This window comes from Pseudomonas sp. CFBP 13602, from assembly GCF_014842725.1.
Lineage (GTDB): Bacteria > Pseudomonadota > Gammaproteobacteria > Pseudomonadales > Pseudomonadaceae > Aquipseudomonas > Aquipseudomonas baltica.
Genome location: NZ_JACYVT010000005.1, coordinates 379,526 through 396,603, shown reverse-complemented (window position 1 = coordinate 396,603; position 17,078 = coordinate 379,526). Strand labels below are relative to the sequence as shown.

Below are 17,078 nucleotides of genomic sequence, written 5' to 3'. Positions count from 1 at the left end.
GCCATGAACATTCGTCATTCACCTCAAACAACAAGAGGCCCCATGTCCACGCGCCCAACACTGGATCCCGCTACCGCTCGCTGGCTGCCCTGGGTCATCGCCATTGCCTTCTTCATGCAGGCCCTGGACGGCACCATCCTCAACACCGCGCTGCCGGCCATGGCCAGCGACCTGGCGGAAAACCCGTTGCGCATGCAATCGGTAATCATCGCCTACATGCTGACGGTCGCGCTGCTGATCCCCGCCTCAGGCTGGATTTCCGACCGCTTCGGCACACGCAAGGTGTTCTTCAGCGCCATCATGCTGTTCAGCATCGGCTCGCTGCTGTGTGCACTGTCCCAGAGCCTGGCGATGCTGGTGGCGGCTCGGGTCATTCAAGGCCTGGGCGGTGCCCTGATGCTGCCGGTGGGCCGGCTGGTGGTGCTGCGCGCCTACCCGCGCTCGGAACTGGTGCGCATCCTCAGCTTCATCACCGTGCCTGCCTTGCTCGGCCCGCTGCTGGGGCCGACCCTGGGTGGCTGGATGGTCGAATGGCTGAGCTGGCACTGGATCTTTCTCATCAACCTGCCGGTGGGCGCACTGGGCTGCTGGGCGGTGTGGCACTTCGTGCCCGACCTGCGCGGCGCCGAACGCACGCGCTTCGATGGCATCGGCTTCGTGCTGTTCGGGGCGGCGATGGTACTCATCACCATCGCCATGGAGGGCCTGGGCGAGCTGCACTTGCCGCACCTGCGAGTGATGCTGCTGCTGTTCGTCGGCATGGCCTGCCTGGCTGCCTACTGGCTGCGGGCGGGGCAGATCGACAACCCGCTGTTCTCGCCGAACCTGTTTCGCACGCGCACCTTTGCCATCGGCATTCTCGGCAATCTGTTCGCCCGCCTGGGCAGTGGCGCCCTGCCGTTCATGGTGCCGTTGCTGCTGCAAGTCGCCCTGGGGCATTCGCCTTCGGAAGCCGGCATGAGCATGATTCCACTGGCGGCAGCCGCCATGGTGTCCAAGTCGTTTTCCCGGCCGATCATCGAACGCTTCGGCTATCGCATCGTGCTCACCGGCAACACCTTGCTGCTGGGCGTGTTGCTGGCCAGCCTCGGCCTGGTCTCGGAAACCACCCCCTACTGGCTGCTGTTGACCCAACTGGGCTTGCTCGGCGCAGTCAACTCGCTGCAGTTCGCGGCGATGAACACCGTGACCCTGATCGATCTGGACGACGAAAACGCCAGCAGTGGCAACGGTCTGCTCTCGGTGGTGGCGCAGCTCTCCCTCGGCCTGGGCGTGGCCTGCGCCGGTGCTCTGCTGGGCGGATTCACCGCGTCCCTGGGCAACGAGGGTGTGGACACGGTGCTGGGTGCGTTCCAGGCCACGTTCCTGACCATCGGGTTGATGGCGATGCTGGCTGCCGGGATCTTCGTGCAACTGTCCGACAGCGATGGACGGCGCGCACCTCGTCAGGAACCTCCGGTGGAGCACTAAGCAGGCTTAGGGCGAAAGGCCACGGGGCTGATACACTGCGCGACATTTTGTTTTGCAGGCCCGTCCCGTGACCACCATTGCCACTGCTTTCAACACGCTGCCCCTGTCCGCCGCCATGCTGGCCAACCTGGAATCCCTCGGGTATGCCCAGATGACGCCGATCCAGGCGCAGAGCCTGCCGGTGATTCTCAAGGGCATGGACCTGATCGCCCAGGCCAAGACCGGCAGCGGCAAGACGGCCGCGTTCGGCATCGGCCTGCTGAACCCGATCAACCCGCGCTATTTCGGCTGCCAGGCGCTGATCATGTGCCCCACGCGCGAGCTGGCCGACCAGGTGGCCAAGGAAATCCGTCGCCTGGCCCGCGCCGAAGACAACATCAAGGTGCTGACCCTGTGCGGCGGCGTGTCGTTCGGCCCGCAGATCGCCTCGCTGGAACACGGCGCGCACATCATCGTCGGCACGCCGGGACGCATCCAGCAACACCTGCGCAAAGGTTCGCTGGTCCTCGACGGGCTCAACACGCTGGTGCTCGACGAAGCCGACCGCATGCTCGACATGGGCTTCTACGACTCTATCGCCGACATCATCGAGCAGACCCCGGAACGCCGGCAGACCTTGCTGTTCTCGGCCACCTACCCGGTCGGCATCAAGCAGCTGTCGTCCAAGTTCATGCGCGATCCACAGCAGGTCAAGGCCGAGGCACTGCATGCCGACAGCCAGATCGAGCAGCGCTTCTACGAAATCTCGCCGGATGACCGCATGGCCGCCGTGGTGCGCGCCCTGGGCCACTTCCGCCCACAGTCGTGCGTTGCCTTCTGCTACACCAAGCAGCAATGCCAGGAAGTGGTCGATCACCTGACCAGCAAGGGCATCAGCGCCGTGGCGCTGCATGGCGACCTGGAACAGCGCGACCGCGACCAGGTTCTGGCGATGTTCGCCAACCGCAGTACGTCCGTGCTGGTGGCCACCGACGTGGCCGCCCGTGGCCTGGACATCGATGCCCTGGACATGGTGATCAACGTCGAGCTGGCGCGTGACTCGGAAATTCATATCCACCGCGTTGGCCGTACCGGTCGCGCCGGCGAGAAAGGCCTGGCCATCAGCTTCGTCGCCCCCGCCGAGGCGCACCGCGCCCAGGCCATCGAGCAACTGCAGAAGTCGCCGTTGGCCTGGGCCGAACTCGACAGCCTGACTTCCAAGGGCGGCGAGCCGCTGCTGCCGCCAATGAGCACCCTGTGCATCGGCGCCGGGCGCAAGGACAAGGTACGGCCGGGCGATATCCTCGGCGCGCTGACTGGCGATGCGGGCATTCCCGGGACCCAGGTCGGCAAGATCGCCATTTTCGATTTCCAGGCGTTCGTGGCCGTGGAGCGCGGAATCGCCAAGCAGGCGCTGCAGCGTCTGAACAGCGGCAAGATCAAGGGCCGTTCGCTGCGCGTACGGATTCTCTGACCGCAGGCCAGGCCTCTTCGCGGGCAGAGGGCTCGCCGCCCGCCCCGCTCCCACAGGGCGAGGTCCGAACGCCTAACCTTGTGGGAGCGGGCTCTGCCCGCGAAGAGGCCTCCCCTGACACCCCCGATTCGAGAGGACCCAGCAGTGCGCTCTACCCCCGTCATCATCATCGGCGCCGGTGCCGCCGGCCTCATGTGCGCCTTGAGCGCTGCACAGCGAGGCCGCGAGGTACTGCTGATCGACCACGCCAACAAGCCGGGCAAGAAGATCCTCATGTCCGGCGGCGGTCGCTGCAACTTCACCAACATGTACACCGAACCGGCCAACTTCCTCTCGCAGAACCCGCACTTCTGCAAGTCTGCCCTGGCGCGCTATACCCAGTGGGATTTCATCGCCATGGTGGCCAAGCACGGCGTGCTCTACCACGAGAAGAAACTCGGCCAGCTGTTCTGCGACAACAAGTCCAGTGACATCCTCGGCCTGCTGCTGGACGAGTGCGAAAGCGCCGGCGTCGAGTTGCGCATGGACACCTCGGTGCAGTCCATCGAGAAAACCGCCGACGGCTATCGTTTGCAGACTTCACTGGGCCTGCTGGCGTGCCAGTCGTTGGTGGTGGCCACTGGCGGGCTGTCGATTCCGACCCTGGGCGCGACCGGCTTCGGCTACCAGATCGCCCGCCAGTTCGGTCACAGTGTGCTGCCCACCCGCGCAGGGCTGGTGCCGTTCACCATCACCGACCAGCTCAAGGACATCTGCACCGAGTTGTCCGGCACCTCGGTGGATTGTGTGGCCAGCTGCAACGACCAGGCGTTTCGCGAGAACCTGCTGTTCACCCATCGCGGCCTGAGCGGGCCGGCGATCCTGCAGATTTCCTCGTTCTGGCAGCCCGGCGACACCGTCGAGATCAACCTGCTGCCCGATCACGATGCGTTGGCGTGGCTGCAGCAACAGCAGGCCGAGCGGCCCAATTCGGAGCTCAAGACCCTGCTGGGTGAAGTCTTCACCAAGAAAATGGCCAACCTGCTGGCCGAACACTGGTTCGTGTCCAAGCCGATGAAGCAGTACACCCCGGCCGAGCTGCAAACGGTTGCAAATACGCTGGGCGCCTGGCAGTTGGTGCCGGCCGGCACCGAAGGCTATCGCACCGCCGAGGTGACCTTGGGCGGCGTCGATACCCGCGAGGTGTCGTCCAAGACCCTGGAATCGCTGAAGAGCCCTGGGTTGTATTTCATCGGCGAAGTGCTCGATGTCAGCGGGCATCTGGGCGGCTTCAATTTCCAGTGGGCGTGGGCCTCCGGATACGCCGCCGCGCAGTACGTGTAGCACGCCGGGGATCTGCGGCGCTGCCGGACGCGGCTCGCGCCGCTGCTACAGAGTCCCCACACTCTCTCGATCCGCCACCGCCCCTGTAGCAGCGGCGCAAGCCGCGTCAGGGGCCGCCGCGCAGTATCGGGCGTGCGCCGACAATGGTAGATTGACGCCGTTCATCAGTTCTCTCGCCTACAGGTCGACTCCTTCTTCATGGCATCCAGGTCGTTCCGCCAATCAATGCGCCGCTTGTGGGCGCTGGACAAGTTCAGCTACAGCGTACGGGTGTTCATCGCGCTGTCCGGCAGCATGGCGCTGTGCTGGTATGAAAACGAGATGCGTCTGCTGGTGCCACTGTTCCTGGGCATCATCGCCTGCGCCCTGGCTGAAACCGACGACAACTGGCAAGGCCGCATCCGCGCCCTGGCAGCCACCCTGTCGTGCTTCACCGTCGCCGCTTTTGCCGTTGAACTGCTGTTCCCCTACCCCTACATCTTCGTCACGGCCCTGGCCGTGGCCAGCTTCGCCCTGACCATGCTCGGCGCGCTCGGCGAGCGCTACGGTGCCATCGCCTACGCCACCCTGATCCTCTCGGTCTACACCATGATCGGCGTCGACCAGCGCGGCGGCGAAGTCAGCAACCTGTGGCGCGAGCCGGTGCTGCTGGTGGCCGGCGCCGCCTGGTATGGCCTGCTGTCGGTGCTGTGGCAGGTACTGTTTTCCAACCAGCCGGTGCAACAGGCCCTGGCGCGACTGTTCAGCGAACTGGGGCAGTACCTCAAGCTCAAGTCGAGCCTGTTCGAACCGATCCGCCAGCTGGACGTGGAAGCCCGCCGCCTGGAGCTCGCCAAGCAGAACGGTCGGGTCGTGGCCGCGCTCAACGCGGCCAAGGAAATCATCCTGCACCGGGTCGGCAACGGTCGTCCCGGCTCCAAGGTCAGCCGCTACCTGAAACTCTACTTCCTGGCCCAGGACATCCACGAGCGCGCCAGTTCCTCGCACTACCCCTACAACGCATTGGCCGACGCCTTCTTCCACAGTGATGTGCTGTTTCGCTGTCAGCGCCTGCTGCGCCAGCAGGGCGTGGCCTGCCAGCGGCTGGGCGAGTCGATCCAGTTGCGCCAGCCGTTCATCTACGACGACAGCTTCGCCGAGGCCTTGAGCGACCTGCACGCTTCGCTCGAACACCTGCGGATCCAGAGCAACCCGGCCTGGCGCGGCCTGTTGCGGTCGCTGCGCGCGCTGGCGGCCAACCTCGGCACCCTCGACCGCCTGCTCAGCGACGCCGGCAATCCCGACCGTCTGGCCGATGCCCGCGACAGCAGCCTGCTGGACCGCTCGCCGCACACCCTGAAGGACTTCTGGGGCCGCATCCGGCAGAACCTCACGCCCACTTCGCTGCTGTTTCGCCATGCCCTGCGCCTGCCCCTGGCACTGGTGATCTGCTACGCCATGGTCCACCTGATCCACCCCAGCCAGGGCTACTGGATCATGCTGACGACCTTGTTCGTGTGCCAGCCCAGCTACGGCGCTACCCGCCGCAAGCTGGGCCAGCGGATCATCGGCACCGCCATCGGCCTGACCGTGGGCTGGGCGCTGTTCGACCTGTTCCCCAGCCCCATCGTGCAATCGTTGTTCGCCATCGGCGCCGGCCTGGTGTTCTTCGTCAACCGCACCACGCGCTACACCCTGGCAACCGCCGCCATCACCTTGATGGTGCTGTTCTGCTTCAACCAGACGGGCGACGGCTATGGGCTGTTCCTGCCGCGGCTGTTCGACACCCTGCTCGGCAGCCTGATCGCCGGCCTGGCGGTGTTCCTGTTCCTGCCCGACTGGCAAGGTCGCAAGCTGAACAAGGTGCTGGCCAACACCTTGACCTGCAACAGCATCTACCTGCGCCAGATCATGCAGCAATACGCCAACGGCAAGAGCGACGACCTCGCCTATCGCCTGGCACGACGCAACGCCCACAATGCCGACGCTGCGCTCTCCACCACCCTGGCCAACATGCTCATGGAGCCCGGCCACTTCCGCAAGGAAGCCGACGTCGGCTTCCGCTTCCTGGTGCTGTCGCACACCCTGCTCAGCTACCTGTCCGGGCTGGGTGCGCACCGTGGCACCGAGCTGCCGGCCGAGGCGCGCGAACAATTGATCGGCGGGGCCGGCGAAAGCCTGGCACGCAGCATCGACGAAATCGCCACGGGCCTCGCCACGCGTGTGCCGGTACAGGTGCAGAGCGACAGCGAGGAAGCGCTGGCCGACGAACTGGAACAGATGCCCGAGGAGGTCGACGAAGGCCAGCGTCTGATGCAGACCCAGTTGGCGCTGATCTGTCGGCAGCTGGGGCCACTGCGCACCCTGGCCGCGCACTTGATCAAAGGCCCGACCTCAGCTGCCGCCAGCTAGCGGCGCAACCGAAACCTTGAACGAGGCAACCATGGCCATCGAATGGATGTGCATGCACCACAGCGAGCTGGATGTGCAGCAGCTGTACGAAATCCTGCGCCTGCGCAGCGAAGTCTTCGTGGTCGAGCAGCAATGCCCCTATCAGGATGTCGATGGGCAGGACCTGCACGCCGACACCTGTCACCTGCTGGCTTGGAGCGAGGGCCGCCTGGTGGCCTACCTGCGCCTGCTCGACCCTTCCACACAGGGCGGTGACGTGGTGATCGGCCGAGTGATCACTGCCCCATCTGCGCGCGGCACCGGGCTGGGCCACGCGCTGCTGGCCAAGGCTCTGGAGCACGCCGCGCGGCGCTGGCCGCAAATGCCGATAAAGCTATCGGCCCAGGCTCATCTGCAAGGCTATTACGGCCGCTACGGCTTCATTGCCCACGGCCAGGAATACCTGGAGGACAACATTGCGCACATCGCCATGTACCGGCGCGTCGAGGCTCAGGGGTAACCGAGTACCTGACGGATCTGCCCCAGGTTCTGGCCGATCCATTCACGGTCGATCGCGCCCCACTGCCTGATCACGTAGCGACCGATGTGGTTGCGCTCGCCATCCTGCTGCTCGAATTCGCAGGCGATGTCCAGGTCGGCCAGCGCCGCAATGGTGTCCTGGGCCGTGCGCCGGGGCATCCCGGTGGCCTCGATGAGGGCCGGCACGGTGGCCGCCTGGCCACTGTCGATCAGCCAGGCCACGTAGAGCCGGCGATAGAAACTGCTGCGGGTCTTGCTGACTTGCATGGGGATATCCTTCACGGCGGCGGGGGCAGATCACGGTAGGTCAGGTAGACACGCAGGTCGAATTCCAACTGTTGATAACCGGGCAGCATGTGTTCGCACAGCTGGTAGAACGCCTTGTTGTGGTCGCTCTCGCGGAAATGCGCCAGCTCATGCACCACGATCATCTGCAGAAACTGCGGCGCCGCGTCCTTGAACAGCGAAGCGATGCGGATTTCCTTCTTGGCCTTGAGCTTGCCGCCCTGAACCCGCGAAACCGCGGTGTGCAGGCCCAGTGCGCGATGCGTCAGGTCCAGGCGGTTGTCGAACAGCACCTTGTCGATGGCCGGCGCGTTGCGCAGGTACTCCTGCTTCAGGGCCATGGCATAGTTGTACAGCGCCTTGTCGCTCTGCACGGCGTGGCGATCCGGATAGCGCTGGCTCAGGTAGTCCGCCAGCTGTCCGCGCGCGATCAGTTGCCGGACCTGCTCCTGCAGTGCGGGTGGGTAGGCTTGCAGGTACTTCAGCGCGGTCATGGTGCCTGTTTCGACTTGAGAAAGGTGTCCAGTGTAACGCCTGCGCGGCGCTGGCGTCACACCGCTGCCGGCTGCACGCCCGCGCTGACCAGAGGAAAGTCGCTGGCGGCCTGCGCCGTCAATGGCCGGGCGATCACGAAGCCCTGGATCCACTCGCAACCGGCGGCGCGCAGCCACTGACATTGCTCGGCGGTCTCCACGCCCTCGGCGATCACCGTGATGTCGAACGCGTTGCAGGCCTGGATCACACTGCGCGCGAACACGCCATCGGGCTTGGAGTCGGGCAGTCGAGCGATCAAGTGACGGTCCAGCTTGAGCGTGTCGATGGGCAAGTCGCGCAGCAGTTTCAGCGAGCACGGGCCGGTACCGAAATCATCCAGGGCGATGCGCACCCCCAGGTTGCGCAACTGCTGCAACTGCGCGGTGGCCTGGGGCAGGTTGTGCATCAGCGAGCACTCCACTACCTCCACCTCGAGCTGACGCGGGCGCAACCCATGCAAGGCAATCGCGCGTTGCAGTTCGGCCACCAGGTTGGGCATGGCGAACTGGGCATTGCTCAGGCTGATGCTGAGCACCAGTTCGGCGGGAAAACGGCTGGACCAGGCGCGGCGCTGGGCAGCGCCTTCGGTGTAGATCCAGCTCGCCAGGCGACTGATCAGTCGCGCCTGTTCGAGCAAGGGAATGAACAGCCCCGGCTGTACGTCGCCGACGCTGGGATGACACCAGCGCAACAGCGCCTCGAAACCGCGCAGACGCCCATCGAGCAGGGACACCTGCGGCTGGTAGACCAAACTGAAATCACGGTTCTCGATGGCTTCACCAACACTGGTTTCCAGCAGCAGACGCGAGCGCGCGCGACCGTTCAAATCCTGATCGTAATAGCGGTATTGCTGGCGACCGGCCTGCTTGGCGGCATACATGGCGATATCGGCAGCGCGCAGCAGGCTGTCCAGATTGGTGCCACATTCGGGGTAGGTGGCAATGCCGATGCTGACGCCCAGGCTGATGTCCACTCCATCCACGGTCTGCTCGATGGCGATGCGTTCCATGAGTTTTTCGGCCACCTTGGCGGCCTGCTCGGGGTAGTCGAGGTTGTCCAGCAGCGCAGTGAATTCGTCGCCACCCATGCGCGCCACCACGTCGAAGGGGCGCAGCACCGCTTTGAGCTGTTCGGCCACCCAGCGCAAGGCCCGGTCTCCGGCGTCGTGACCATGGGTGTCGTTGATACGCTTGAAGCCGTCCAGATCCAGATACAGCAGCGCCTGAGCCTTTTCCGCACGCTCGTTGCGCACCAGCGCGCTCTCCACGGCCTGATAGAAACCGCGGCGGTTGAGCAGCCCGGTCAGCGGGTCGGTCACCGCCTGGTATTCCAGCTGCTGGTGCAGGCTGCGCACCACCGACATGTCGAGGATCGTCACCACCATGGCGCGCTGCTCGCCGGGCAACGGCGCGCACGACAGAGCCACCGGCAACTGCTGGCCGTTGGCCGTGCGCAGCAGCGCGTCATGCACCCGGTAGGTATTGCGCGTGCTGTAGGCGCGGTAGAAGTCGGACTCGGACCATTCGGGAATCTGCGGCTTGTGCAGGTAATCCGCCAGCACGCCGCGCTGCAGTTGCTCGACACTGGCACCCAGCAGGCGCGAGATGGCGGGGTTGGCGAAGGTGATCAGACCGTGCTCGTTGACCACCAGAATGCCCTCACCGGCATTTTCCAGCACCGAGGCATTGAAGGCGCGGGCCGCTTCCAGGTCACGGCTCAAACGCTGCAGGTCACGCCGGTTGCGCTGCTGTTCGAGCAGGGCCTGGACCTTGGGCCGCAGGATCTGCGGGTCGAACGGTTTGAACAGATAGTCCACCGCCCCTGTGGCGTAGCCCTTGAGCACGGAAGCCTGCGACTGCTCGTTGGCAGTCAGGAAGATGATCGGGGTCAAGCGCGTGCGCTGGCTGCCGCGCATCAGACGAGCCACTTCGAAACCGTCCATACCCGGCATCTGCACGTCGAGCAGCACCAGATCGACCTCATGCTCGAGCAGTTTGCCCAGCGCTTCGACACCGGAAGCTGCGGTCACCACCTGCCAGTCCTGGCGCTCGAGCAGGGCTCTCATGCTCAGCAGGTTTTCCGGATAATCGTCGACCACCAACAACGTGGAACCACCGTCAACGGACGGATCAGGGGCGCATTCCATGCTAATACTCGTTCAGACGTGCTGAATCCGGATTCGCCCGGAAACTTCTTGCGTTACTTTAGACGGGCTCGGCACAAAGCTGTAGGACAATTTCCCACGGTTTGCGTCACGAATGAGCACTCGCCGATGGACGGCGCGCCCTGCTCAAAAGGCAGTACCCTGCCCAGAACACCGCGCCAGAACGAAAAAACCCGCCAACAGGCGGGTTTTTCGACAGCGGTAAGGCCTAGTTGACCTTGGCGTTCAACTCGCCGCTGGCATAGCGCTGGAACATGCCTTCCAGGGAGATCGGCTTGATCTTCGAGGCGTTGCCGGCGGTGCCGAATGCTTCGTAGCGGGCGATGCAGACGTCACGCATGGCTTTCACGGTTTCGGCGAAATATTTGCGCGGGTCGAACTCGGCCGGGTTCTGCGCCATGAAACGGCGGATCGCACCGGTGGAGGCCAGGCGCAGGTCAGTGTCGATGTTGACCTTGCGCACGCCGTACTTGATACCTTCGACGATTTCCTCGACCGGCACGCCGTAGGTTTCCTTGATGGCGCCGCCGTACTCGTTGATGATCGCCAGCCATTCCTGCGGCACCGACGAGGAGCCGTGCATCACCAGGTGAGTGTTGGGAATGCGCGCATGGATCGCCTTGATGCGGTCGATCGCCAGGATGTCGCCGGTAGGCGGCTTGGTGAACTTGTAGGCGCCGTGGCTGGTGCCGATGGCGATGGCCAGGGCGTCGACCTGGGTCTTGGCGACGAAATCGGCCGCCTCTTCCGGGTCGGTGAGCATCTGGCTGTGATCCAGGATGCCTTCGGCGCCCACGCCGTCTTCTTCACCGGCCTGACCGGTTTCCAGCGAACCCAGGCAGCCCAGCTCGCCCTCTACCGACACACCGCAGGCGTGGGCGAAGGAAACGGTCTGCGAAGTCACGCGCACGTTGTAGTCGTAGTCGGTGGGGGTCTTGCCGTCGACGCCCAGCGAGCCGTCCATCATCACCGAGCTGAAGCCCAGCTGGATCGAACGCTGGCAGATGTCGGGGCTGGTGCCGTGGTCCTGGTGCATGCACACCGGGATATGCGGGAACTCTTCGATCGCCGCCAGGATCAAGTGACGCAGGAACGGGGCACCGGCGTATTTGCGGGCGCCGGCCGAAGCCTGGACGATGACCGGGGAATCGGTCTTGTCGGCCGCTTCCATGATGGCGCGCATCTGCTCGAGGTTGTTGACGTTGAAAGCTGGAACGCCGTAGCCGAATTCGGCGGCGTGGTCCAGCATCTGGCGCATGCTGATAAGTGCCATTGTAGTTGTGTCTCCCGGTTCAGGGTCGTTGATCGTTGCAGCTCACCGCATCGGCGGCCGCTCTTGAAGTAATGCCTATCATCGGGCTGGCGCAATGGGCCCAGCCGTCACGGAGCCTTGCAGCCCCGGCCAATCAAATCGTCGGTGGCGACCCAGTACACCAGGCCTTCGTCACCTTTCTTGTGAAACGCCAGCACACCATCGCTGAACAGCTCGCCCTCGGCCCCGGCCTGGGGCGTCAAGGCGTACTGCTTGTCGCTGCCGGCCAGGCGCACCTGCATCGCGCTCTTGTCGGCGACACTGTACCGCCATTGCACCTCGACCTGGCTGTCGCACTGCCAACGTGTCCAGTCGGGGGACACCGGCATCGGCTTATCCAGGTAGGCGCAGCCAGAAAGCAGCGCCATTGCCATTATCGCCAAACCGCCTTTCATTCATATACCTCTGAGCACTGGCTCACGCGCCGCAATCCTGTGCCGTGTTCCGGGCACCGGCCGGCGCACCAGTGGCGTTGGTCTGCACCCGTTGATCGTCCTGAGTCGTGGGCGTCACCACAGACACCGGGCTGAACACTTCACAGGCGCTGCCGGCGCCTGAACTCATGCAACCGCTGGACAGCGCCGCTGCCAGCAGGGTGGCCAAACCGAATGTCGCGGAACCGATCTTCATGGTGAACTCCTTGTGCCGCAGGCACAGATAATCTTGGTGCCAAAGGCAGTGATAATCGTGAGACTCACCACAGAAGACCCCTGGCAAGCGCCATTGGTTGCCCTCACGGACAACCCGGTGCCTGCGCCTGCTGTTCCGGCTCGTAGCGCTCCAGAGCCTCAGGCCCCATGCGCTTGCCGACCACTGGGATGCTTTCGGCCTGCCACTGCGACTGCGAACAGCCGCCACGGATCGCCGCCGGACCGTCGTCGACCGATGTTGCCGGCGCACCGGAACAGCCGGCCAGCAGGCCGATCAGCAACGCCAGGGTGGGTGCCTTGAGCATCCGTTTCTCCTCGAGCCTCAAAGGACGTCAGGCCTTGGCCCGCTGTTCCAGCATTTCCACGGCCGGCAGCACCTTGCCCTCGACGAACTCGAGGAACGCACCGCCGCCAGTCGAGATGTAGGAGATGTCGCCAGCGACGCCGTACTTGTCGATGGCCGCCAGGGTATCGCCGCCACCGGCGATGGAAAAGGCCGGGCTCTGCGCGATCGCTTTGGCCAATACCTGGGTGCCGTTGCTGAACTGATCGAACTCGAACACACCGACCGGGCCGTTCCACAGAATGGTCTTGGACGACTTGAGCAACTCGGCGAAGTGCTCGGCGGTCTGTGGACCGATGTCGAGGATCATGTCGTCATCGGCTACGTCGGCAATCAGCTTGACCGTGGCTTCGGCGCTTTCGGCGAACTCCTTGGCCACCACCACGTCGACCGGCAACGGCACGCTGACTTTGGCCGCGATGGCGCGCGCCGTGTCGAGCAGGTCAGGCTCGTACAGCGACTTGCCAACCTTGTGCCCGGCTGCGGCCAGGAAGGTGTTGGCAATGCCACCGCCCACGATCAGCTGGTCGCAGATGCCGCTGAGGCTATTGAGCACGTCCAGCTTGGTCGAGACCTTGGAGCCGGCAACGATGGCGGCCATTGGCTTGGCCGGGGCGCCCAGCGCCTTGCCCAGCGCTTCAAGCTCCGCGGACAGCAGCGGGCCGGCAGCGGCCACCTTGGCGAACTTGGCCACGCCATGGGTGGAGCCTTCGGCGCGGTGCGCAGTGCCGAATGCGTCCATCACGAACACGTCGCACAGCGCCGCGTAGCGTTGAGCCAGCTCGTCGGCGTTCTTTTTCTCGCCCTTGTTGAAGCGCACGTTCTCGAACAGCACCATATCACCCGCCTCGACCTGGACGCCGTCCAGGTAGTCGGCGACCAGCGGCACGTCGCGGCCCAAGGCCTTGCTCAGGTACTCGGCCACCGGCTTGAGGCTGTTCTCGGCAGAGAATTCGCCTTCGGTGGGCCGGCCCAGGTGCGAGCAGACCATCACCGCCGCGCCCTTCTCCAGGGCCAGCTTGATGGTGGGCAACGAGGCGAGGATGCGCGCGTCGCTGGTTACCTTGCCATCCTTGACGGGTACGTTGAGGTCTTCGCGAATCAGTACGCGCTTACCTTGCAGGTCGAGGTCGGTCATCTTCAACACGGTCATTGCGTTCAGTCCTTTCAAGCTCGTTTGGAATTGTTCATGACGCGCAGGTAATGCCCCGCAACGTCGAGCATTCGATTGGCAAAACCCCATTCGTTGTCGAACCAGGCCAGCAGGTTCACCAGGCGCGGGCCGGAAACGCGGGTCTGGCTGGCATCGACGATGGCCGAATGAGGGTCGTGGTTGAAATCACAACTGGCGTGCGGCAACTCAGTGTAGGCCAGCAGCCCCTGCAACGGGCCACTGCACGCTGCTTCGTAGAGAATCCGGTTGACCTCCACGGCACAGGTGTCGCGCGCCATCTGCAGGGTAATGTCCAGGCATGACACGTTGACGGTCGGCACGCGCACTGCTTTGGCCTGGATTCGACCGGCAAGTTCCGGTAGCAGCCGTTCGATGCCACGGGCCAGGCCGGTGGAAACCGGAATGACCGACTGGAATGCCGAGCGCGTACGGCGCAGGTCTTCGTGGTGGTAGGCGTCGATCACCGGCTGGTCGTTCATGGCCGAGTGAATGGTGGTGATGGACACGTATTCCAGGCCGATGGCCTGATCCAGCAGGCGCAACAGTGGCACGCCGCAATTGGTGGTGCAGGACGCGTTGGAAACCAGCCGTTCGCGTCCGCTGAGGCAATCCTGATTGATACCGAACACGATGGTGGCATCGACGTCGGCTTCGCTGGCCATGGGCTGGGAAAACAGCACGGCCGGTGCGCCGGCGGCCAGGAAACGCTGGCCGTCGCCGCGGGTGTTGTAGGCCCCGGAGCATTCGAGCACCAGGTCGATGTCGAGCGCGGCCCAGTCGATCGCTTCGGGCGTGGCACTGCGGGTGACGCGTATGCGTTGACCGTTGATCAACAGGTGGTCGGCATCCACCGTGACTTCACCGGGAAAGCGGCCGTGGGTCGAATCGAAGCGCGTGAGGTACTCGATGCTGGCCATGTCGGCCAGGTCGTTGATCGCCACCACCTCGAACTCGGCCTGCGCACCGCGCTCGCACAACGCACGCAGCACGCAGCGACCGATGCGGCCGTAACCGTTGAGAGCGACTCTGTAGGGGCGTGGAGAAGACATGAGCAAGTACGCCTGGAATTATTATGAGCATCCGAGGACCACCCGTAGGAGCGGTCCGTGGCCGCGAAAGCCTCGCCGCGGTACACCTGACACACCGCAGCACGCCCTTCGCGGCCGATGACCGCTCCTACAGGAGGTCCGCAATCCCCGTAGGAGCGGTCCGTGGCCGCGAAAGCCTCGCCGCGGTACACCTGACACACCGCAGCACGCCCTTCGCGGCCCATGACCGCTCCTACGCGGGTGTGGATCAGTCTTCGAGCAATTCTTCGGCGGTGGCCAGGATATTCTCCAGGGTGAAACCGAACTCTTCGAACAAGGCCGGCGCCGGTGCCGACTCGCCAAAGCTAGTCATGCCGATCACGCGGCCTTCCAGGCCCACGTACTTGTACCAGTAGTCGGCATGCGCCGCCTCGATGGCGATGCGCGCGCTGACCTGCAGCGGCAACACCGACTGCTTGTAGCCTGCGTCCTGCGCGTCGAACACGCTGGTGCACGGCATCGACACGACGCGCACGTTGCGGCCCTGCTCGGTGAGTTTGTCGAATGCCTTCACCGCCAGACCAACCTCGGAACCGGTGGCAATCAGGATCAACTCAGGCTCGCCAGCACAATCCTTGAGCACATAGCCGCCACGGGTGATATCGGCCAGTTGGGCCTGGTCGCGGGTCTGGTGATCGAGGTTCTGACGCGAGAAGATCAGCGCCGATGGACCGTCGTTGCGCTCCAGGGCGAATTTCCATGCTACCGCCGACTCGACCGCATCGGCAGGACGCCAGGTGTCGAGGTTCGGGGTGCAGCGCAGGCTGGCCAGCTGTTCGATCGGCTGGTGGGTCGGGCCATCTTCGCCCAGACCGATGGAGTCGTGGGTGAATACGTAGATCACGCGCTTCTTCATCAGCGCCGACATGCGTACCGCGTTGCGTGCGTATTCCATGAAGATCAGGAAGGTCGCGCCGTACGGCACGAAGCCGCCATGCAGGGCGATGCCGTTCATGATCGCGCTCATGCCGAATTCGCGTACGCCATAATAGATGTAGTTGCCGGCGGCGTCATCTGCTTCGACACCCTTGCAGCCTTTCCACAGGGTCAGGTTGGAACCGGCCAGGTCGGCCGAGCCACCGAGAATTTCCGGCAGCAATGGGCCAAAGGCGTTCAAGGCGTTCTGGCTGGCCTTGCGGCTGGCGATGGTCTCGCCCTTGGCGGCCACTTCGGCGATGTAGGCGCTGGCCTTTTCGGAGAAATCGGCTGGCAGCTCACCGCTCATGCGCCGCACGAATTCATTGGCAAGTTCGGGGTAGGCGGCGGAATAGGCAGCGAAGCGCTGGTTCCACTCGGCTTCCACGGCAACGCCGGCTTCCTTGGCGTCCCATTCCTTGTAGATGTCGGCCGGGATTTCGAACGGGCCGTGGTTCCACTTCAGCGCGGCGCGGGTCAAAGCGATCTCTTCGGCACCCAGTGGCGCGCCGTGGCAGTCTTCCTTGCCCTGCTTGTTCGGCGAGCCAAAGCCGATGGTGGTCTTGCAGCAGATCAGGGTGGGCTGCTCGCTCTTGCGCGCGGTCTCGATGGCGGTCTTGATTTCGTCCGCATCGTGGCCGTCGACGTTGCGAATCACTTGCCAGCCGTAGGCTTCGAAGCGTTTCGGCGTGTCGTCGGTGAACCAGCCCTCGACTTCGCCGTCGATGGAGATGCCGTTGTCATCGTAGAAAGCGATCAGCTTGCCCAGGCCCAGGGTGCCGGCCAGCGCGCTCACTTCGTGGGAGATGCCTTCCATCATGCAGCCGTCGCCGAGGAACACATAGGTGTTGTGATCGACGATCTTGTGGCTGTCGCGGTTGAACTGCGCCGCCAGCACTTTTTCTGCAATGGCGAAACCGACGGCGTTGGCCAGGCCCTGACCCAGTGGGCCGGTGGTGGTTTCCACGCCTGGGGTGTAGCCGTACTCGGGGTGGCCCGGGGTGCGGCTGTGCAGCTGGCGGAAATTCTTCAGGTCCTCGATGCCCAGGTCGTAGCCGGTGAGGTGCAGCAGCGAATAGACCAGCATCGAGCCGTGGCCGTTGGACATGACGAAACGGTCGCGGTTGGCGAACGCCGGGTTGGCCGGGTTGTGCTTGAGGAAGTCACGCCACAGCACTTCGGCGATATCCGCCATGCCCATGGGGGCACCTGGGTGGCCGCTGTTGGCTTTTTGCACGGCATCCATGCTCAGTGCACGAATGGCATTGGCGCGCTCACGACGGCTGGGCATCGCATGTCTCCTGGGGTCTGTGTAGGCAGGGATACAACAAAGAACGACATTTTCCCCCACCGGCAGGGGGTTGGGCAATCGGACATTTGCCCCAGCGGGCAAATGCCCGGCCGCACCACCCCCGAACCAATATCAAAACTTTTTGATATTGGTCTTGCGAGGCTGC

Annotated in this window: 15 protein-coding genes; 5 read left to right on the top strand and 10 right to left on the bottom strand. The window is 64.2% G+C overall.

What is annotated here, in order from left to right; genetic code table 11:
• The first annotated feature begins 3 nt into the window (after positions 1–3).
• From mdtD to IFU31_RS13050, 5 genes are all read left to right on the top strand, one after another.
• Positions 4–1,470 (top strand): multidrug transporter subunit MdtD, encoded by a 1,467-nt coding sequence (gene mdtD, locus IFU31_RS13070; protein ID WP_274598219.1) that lies wholly within the window; start codon positions 4–6, stop codon positions 1,468–1,470.
• Positions 1,471–1,585: 115 nt separating this feature from the next.
• The gene (dbpA, locus tag IFU31_RS13065; RefSeq protein ID WP_240998843.1) at positions 1,586–2,923 is read left to right on the top strand and encodes an ATP-dependent RNA helicase DbpA; all 1,338 of its coding nucleotides are present in this window, start codon (positions 1,586–1,588) and stop codon (positions 2,921–2,923) included.
• Between the two features lie 144 nt (positions 2,924–3,067).
• Complete coding sequence (locus tag IFU31_RS13060; protein ID WP_192103195.1) at positions 3,068–4,246, top strand: aminoacetone oxidase family FAD-binding enzyme; 1,179 nt, start codon at positions 3,068–3,070, stop codon at positions 4,244–4,246.
• A 198-nt stretch (positions 4,247–4,444) separates the two neighbouring features.
• Complete coding sequence (gene yccS / locus IFU31_RS13055) at positions 4,445–6,637, top strand: YccS family putative transporter (protein ID WP_192103193.1); 2,193 nt, start codon at positions 4,445–4,447, stop codon at positions 6,635–6,637.
• A 31-nt stretch (positions 6,638–6,668) separates the two neighbouring features.
• Entirely contained in the window at positions 6,669–7,136 is a 468-nt protein-coding gene (locus tag IFU31_RS13050) for a GNAT family N-acetyltransferase (RefSeq protein ID WP_192103191.1), read from the top strand.
• On the opposite strand, the gene IFU31_RS13045 is transcribed toward IFU31_RS13050, so the two are convergent.
• The 10 genes from IFU31_RS13045 to tkt form a co-directional block, all read right to left on the bottom strand.
• Positions 7,127–7,423, bottom strand: a complete 297-nt coding sequence (locus IFU31_RS13045) for a winged helix-turn-helix domain-containing protein (RefSeq protein ID WP_049861413.1) — start codon at positions 7,421–7,423, stop codon at positions 7,127–7,129. The two genes, IFU31_RS13050 and IFU31_RS13045, sit on opposite strands and share 10 nt — an antisense overlap.
• An 11-nt stretch (positions 7,424–7,434) precedes the next feature.
• Positions 7,435–7,935, bottom strand: coding sequence for a M48 metallopeptidase family protein (locus IFU31_RS13040; RefSeq protein WP_185794749.1), 501 nt, complete (start codon positions 7,933–7,935; stop codon positions 7,435–7,437).
• 56 nt (positions 7,936–7,991) lie between these two features.
• Positions 7,992–10,121, bottom strand: coding sequence for a putative bifunctional diguanylate cyclase/phosphodiesterase (locus IFU31_RS13035; RefSeq protein ID WP_192103189.1), 2,130 nt, complete (start codon positions 10,119–10,121; stop codon positions 7,992–7,994).
• A gap of 226 nt (positions 10,122–10,347) precedes the next feature.
• The gene (gene fba, locus IFU31_RS13030) at positions 10,348–11,412 is read right to left on the bottom strand and encodes a class II fructose-bisphosphate aldolase (RefSeq protein WP_043192347.1); all 1,065 of its coding nucleotides are present in this window, start codon (positions 11,410–11,412) and stop codon (positions 10,348–10,350) included.
• 107 nt (positions 11,413–11,519) lie between these two features.
• Positions 11,520–11,846 carry an MliC family protein gene (locus IFU31_RS13025; protein ID WP_122479813.1) on the bottom strand — a complete coding sequence of 109 codons (327 nt, stop codon included), beginning with the start codon at positions 11,844–11,846 and terminating at the stop codon, positions 11,520–11,522.
• 22 nt (positions 11,847–11,868) lie between these two features.
• Positions 11,869–12,081, bottom strand: a complete 213-nt coding sequence (locus IFU31_RS13020) for a hypothetical protein (protein WP_122479814.1) — start codon at positions 12,079–12,081, stop codon at positions 11,869–11,871.
• A gap of 103 nt (positions 12,082–12,184) precedes the next feature.
• Entirely contained in the window at positions 12,185–12,406 is a 222-nt protein-coding gene (locus IFU31_RS13015) for a hypothetical protein (RefSeq protein WP_122479815.1), read from the bottom strand.
• Between the two features lie 27 nt (positions 12,407–12,433).
• A complete protein-coding gene (locus tag IFU31_RS13010; protein WP_192103187.1) occupies positions 12,434–13,597 on the bottom strand; it encodes a phosphoglycerate kinase in 1,164 nt (387 codons plus the stop codon).
• Positions 13,598–13,611: 14 nt separating this feature from the next.
• A complete protein-coding gene (gene epd, locus IFU31_RS13005; protein WP_122479817.1) occupies positions 13,612–14,667 on the bottom strand; it encodes an erythrose-4-phosphate dehydrogenase in 1,056 nt (351 codons plus the stop codon).
• Positions 14,668–14,914: 247 nt separating this feature from the next.
• Positions 14,915–16,912: a transketolase gene (gene tkt, locus IFU31_RS13000; protein ID WP_122479818.1), complete on the bottom strand. Its 1,998-nt coding sequence runs from the start codon at positions 16,910–16,912 to the stop codon at positions 14,915–14,917.
• Between the last annotated feature and the right edge of the window lie 166 nt (positions 16,913–17,078).

Bases quoted from the DNA above. Each gene is read 5' to 3' on its own strand.
- mdtD (WP_274598219.1), top strand. From the start codon at position 4: ATGAACATTCGTCATTCACCTCAAACAACAAGAGGCCCCATGTCCACG.
- dbpA (WP_240998843.1), top strand. From the start codon at position 1,586: ATGCTGGCCAACCTGGAATCCCTCGGGTATGCCCAGATGACGCCGATC.
- yccS (WP_192103193.1), top strand. From the start codon at position 4,445: ATGGCATCCAGGTCGTTCCGCCAATCAATGCGCCGCTTGTGGGCGCTG.
- IFU31_RS13050 (WP_192103191.1), top strand. From the start codon at position 6,669: ATGGCCATCGAATGGATGTGCATGCACCACAGCGAGCTGGATGTGCAG.
- IFU31_RS13045 (WP_049861413.1), bottom strand. From the start codon at position 7,423: ATGCAAGTCAGCAAGACCCGCAGCAGTTTCTATCGCCGGCTCTACGTG.
- IFU31_RS13040 (WP_185794749.1), bottom strand. From the start codon at position 7,935: ATGACCGCGCTGAAGTACCTGCAAGCCTACCCACCCGCACTGCAGGAG.
- IFU31_RS13035 (WP_192103189.1), bottom strand. From the start codon at position 10,121: ATGGAATGCGCCCCTGATCCGTCCGTTGACGGTGGTTCCACGTTGTTG.
- fba (WP_043192347.1), bottom strand. From the start codon at position 11,412: ATGGCACTTATCAGCATGCGCCAGATGCTGGACCACGCCGCCGAATTC.
- IFU31_RS13025 (WP_122479813.1), bottom strand. From the start codon at position 11,846: ATGAAAGGCGGTTTGGCGATAATGGCAATGGCGCTGCTTTCTGGCTGC.
- IFU31_RS13020 (WP_122479814.1), bottom strand. From the start codon at position 12,081: ATGAAGATCGGTTCCGCGACATTCGGTTTGGCCACCCTGCTGGCAGCG.
- IFU31_RS13015 (WP_122479815.1), bottom strand. From the start codon at position 12,406: ATGCTCAAGGCACCCACCCTGGCGTTGCTGATCGGCCTGCTGGCCGGC.
- IFU31_RS13010 (WP_192103187.1), bottom strand. From the start codon at position 13,597: ATGACCGTGTTGAAGATGACCGACCTCGACCTGCAAGGTAAGCGCGTA.
- epd (WP_122479817.1), bottom strand. From the start codon at position 14,667: ATGTCTTCTCCACGCCCCTACAGAGTCGCTCTCAACGGTTACGGCCGC.
- tkt (WP_122479818.1), bottom strand. From the start codon at position 16,912: ATGCCCAGCCGTCGTGAGCGCGCCAATGCCATTCGTGCACTGAGCATG.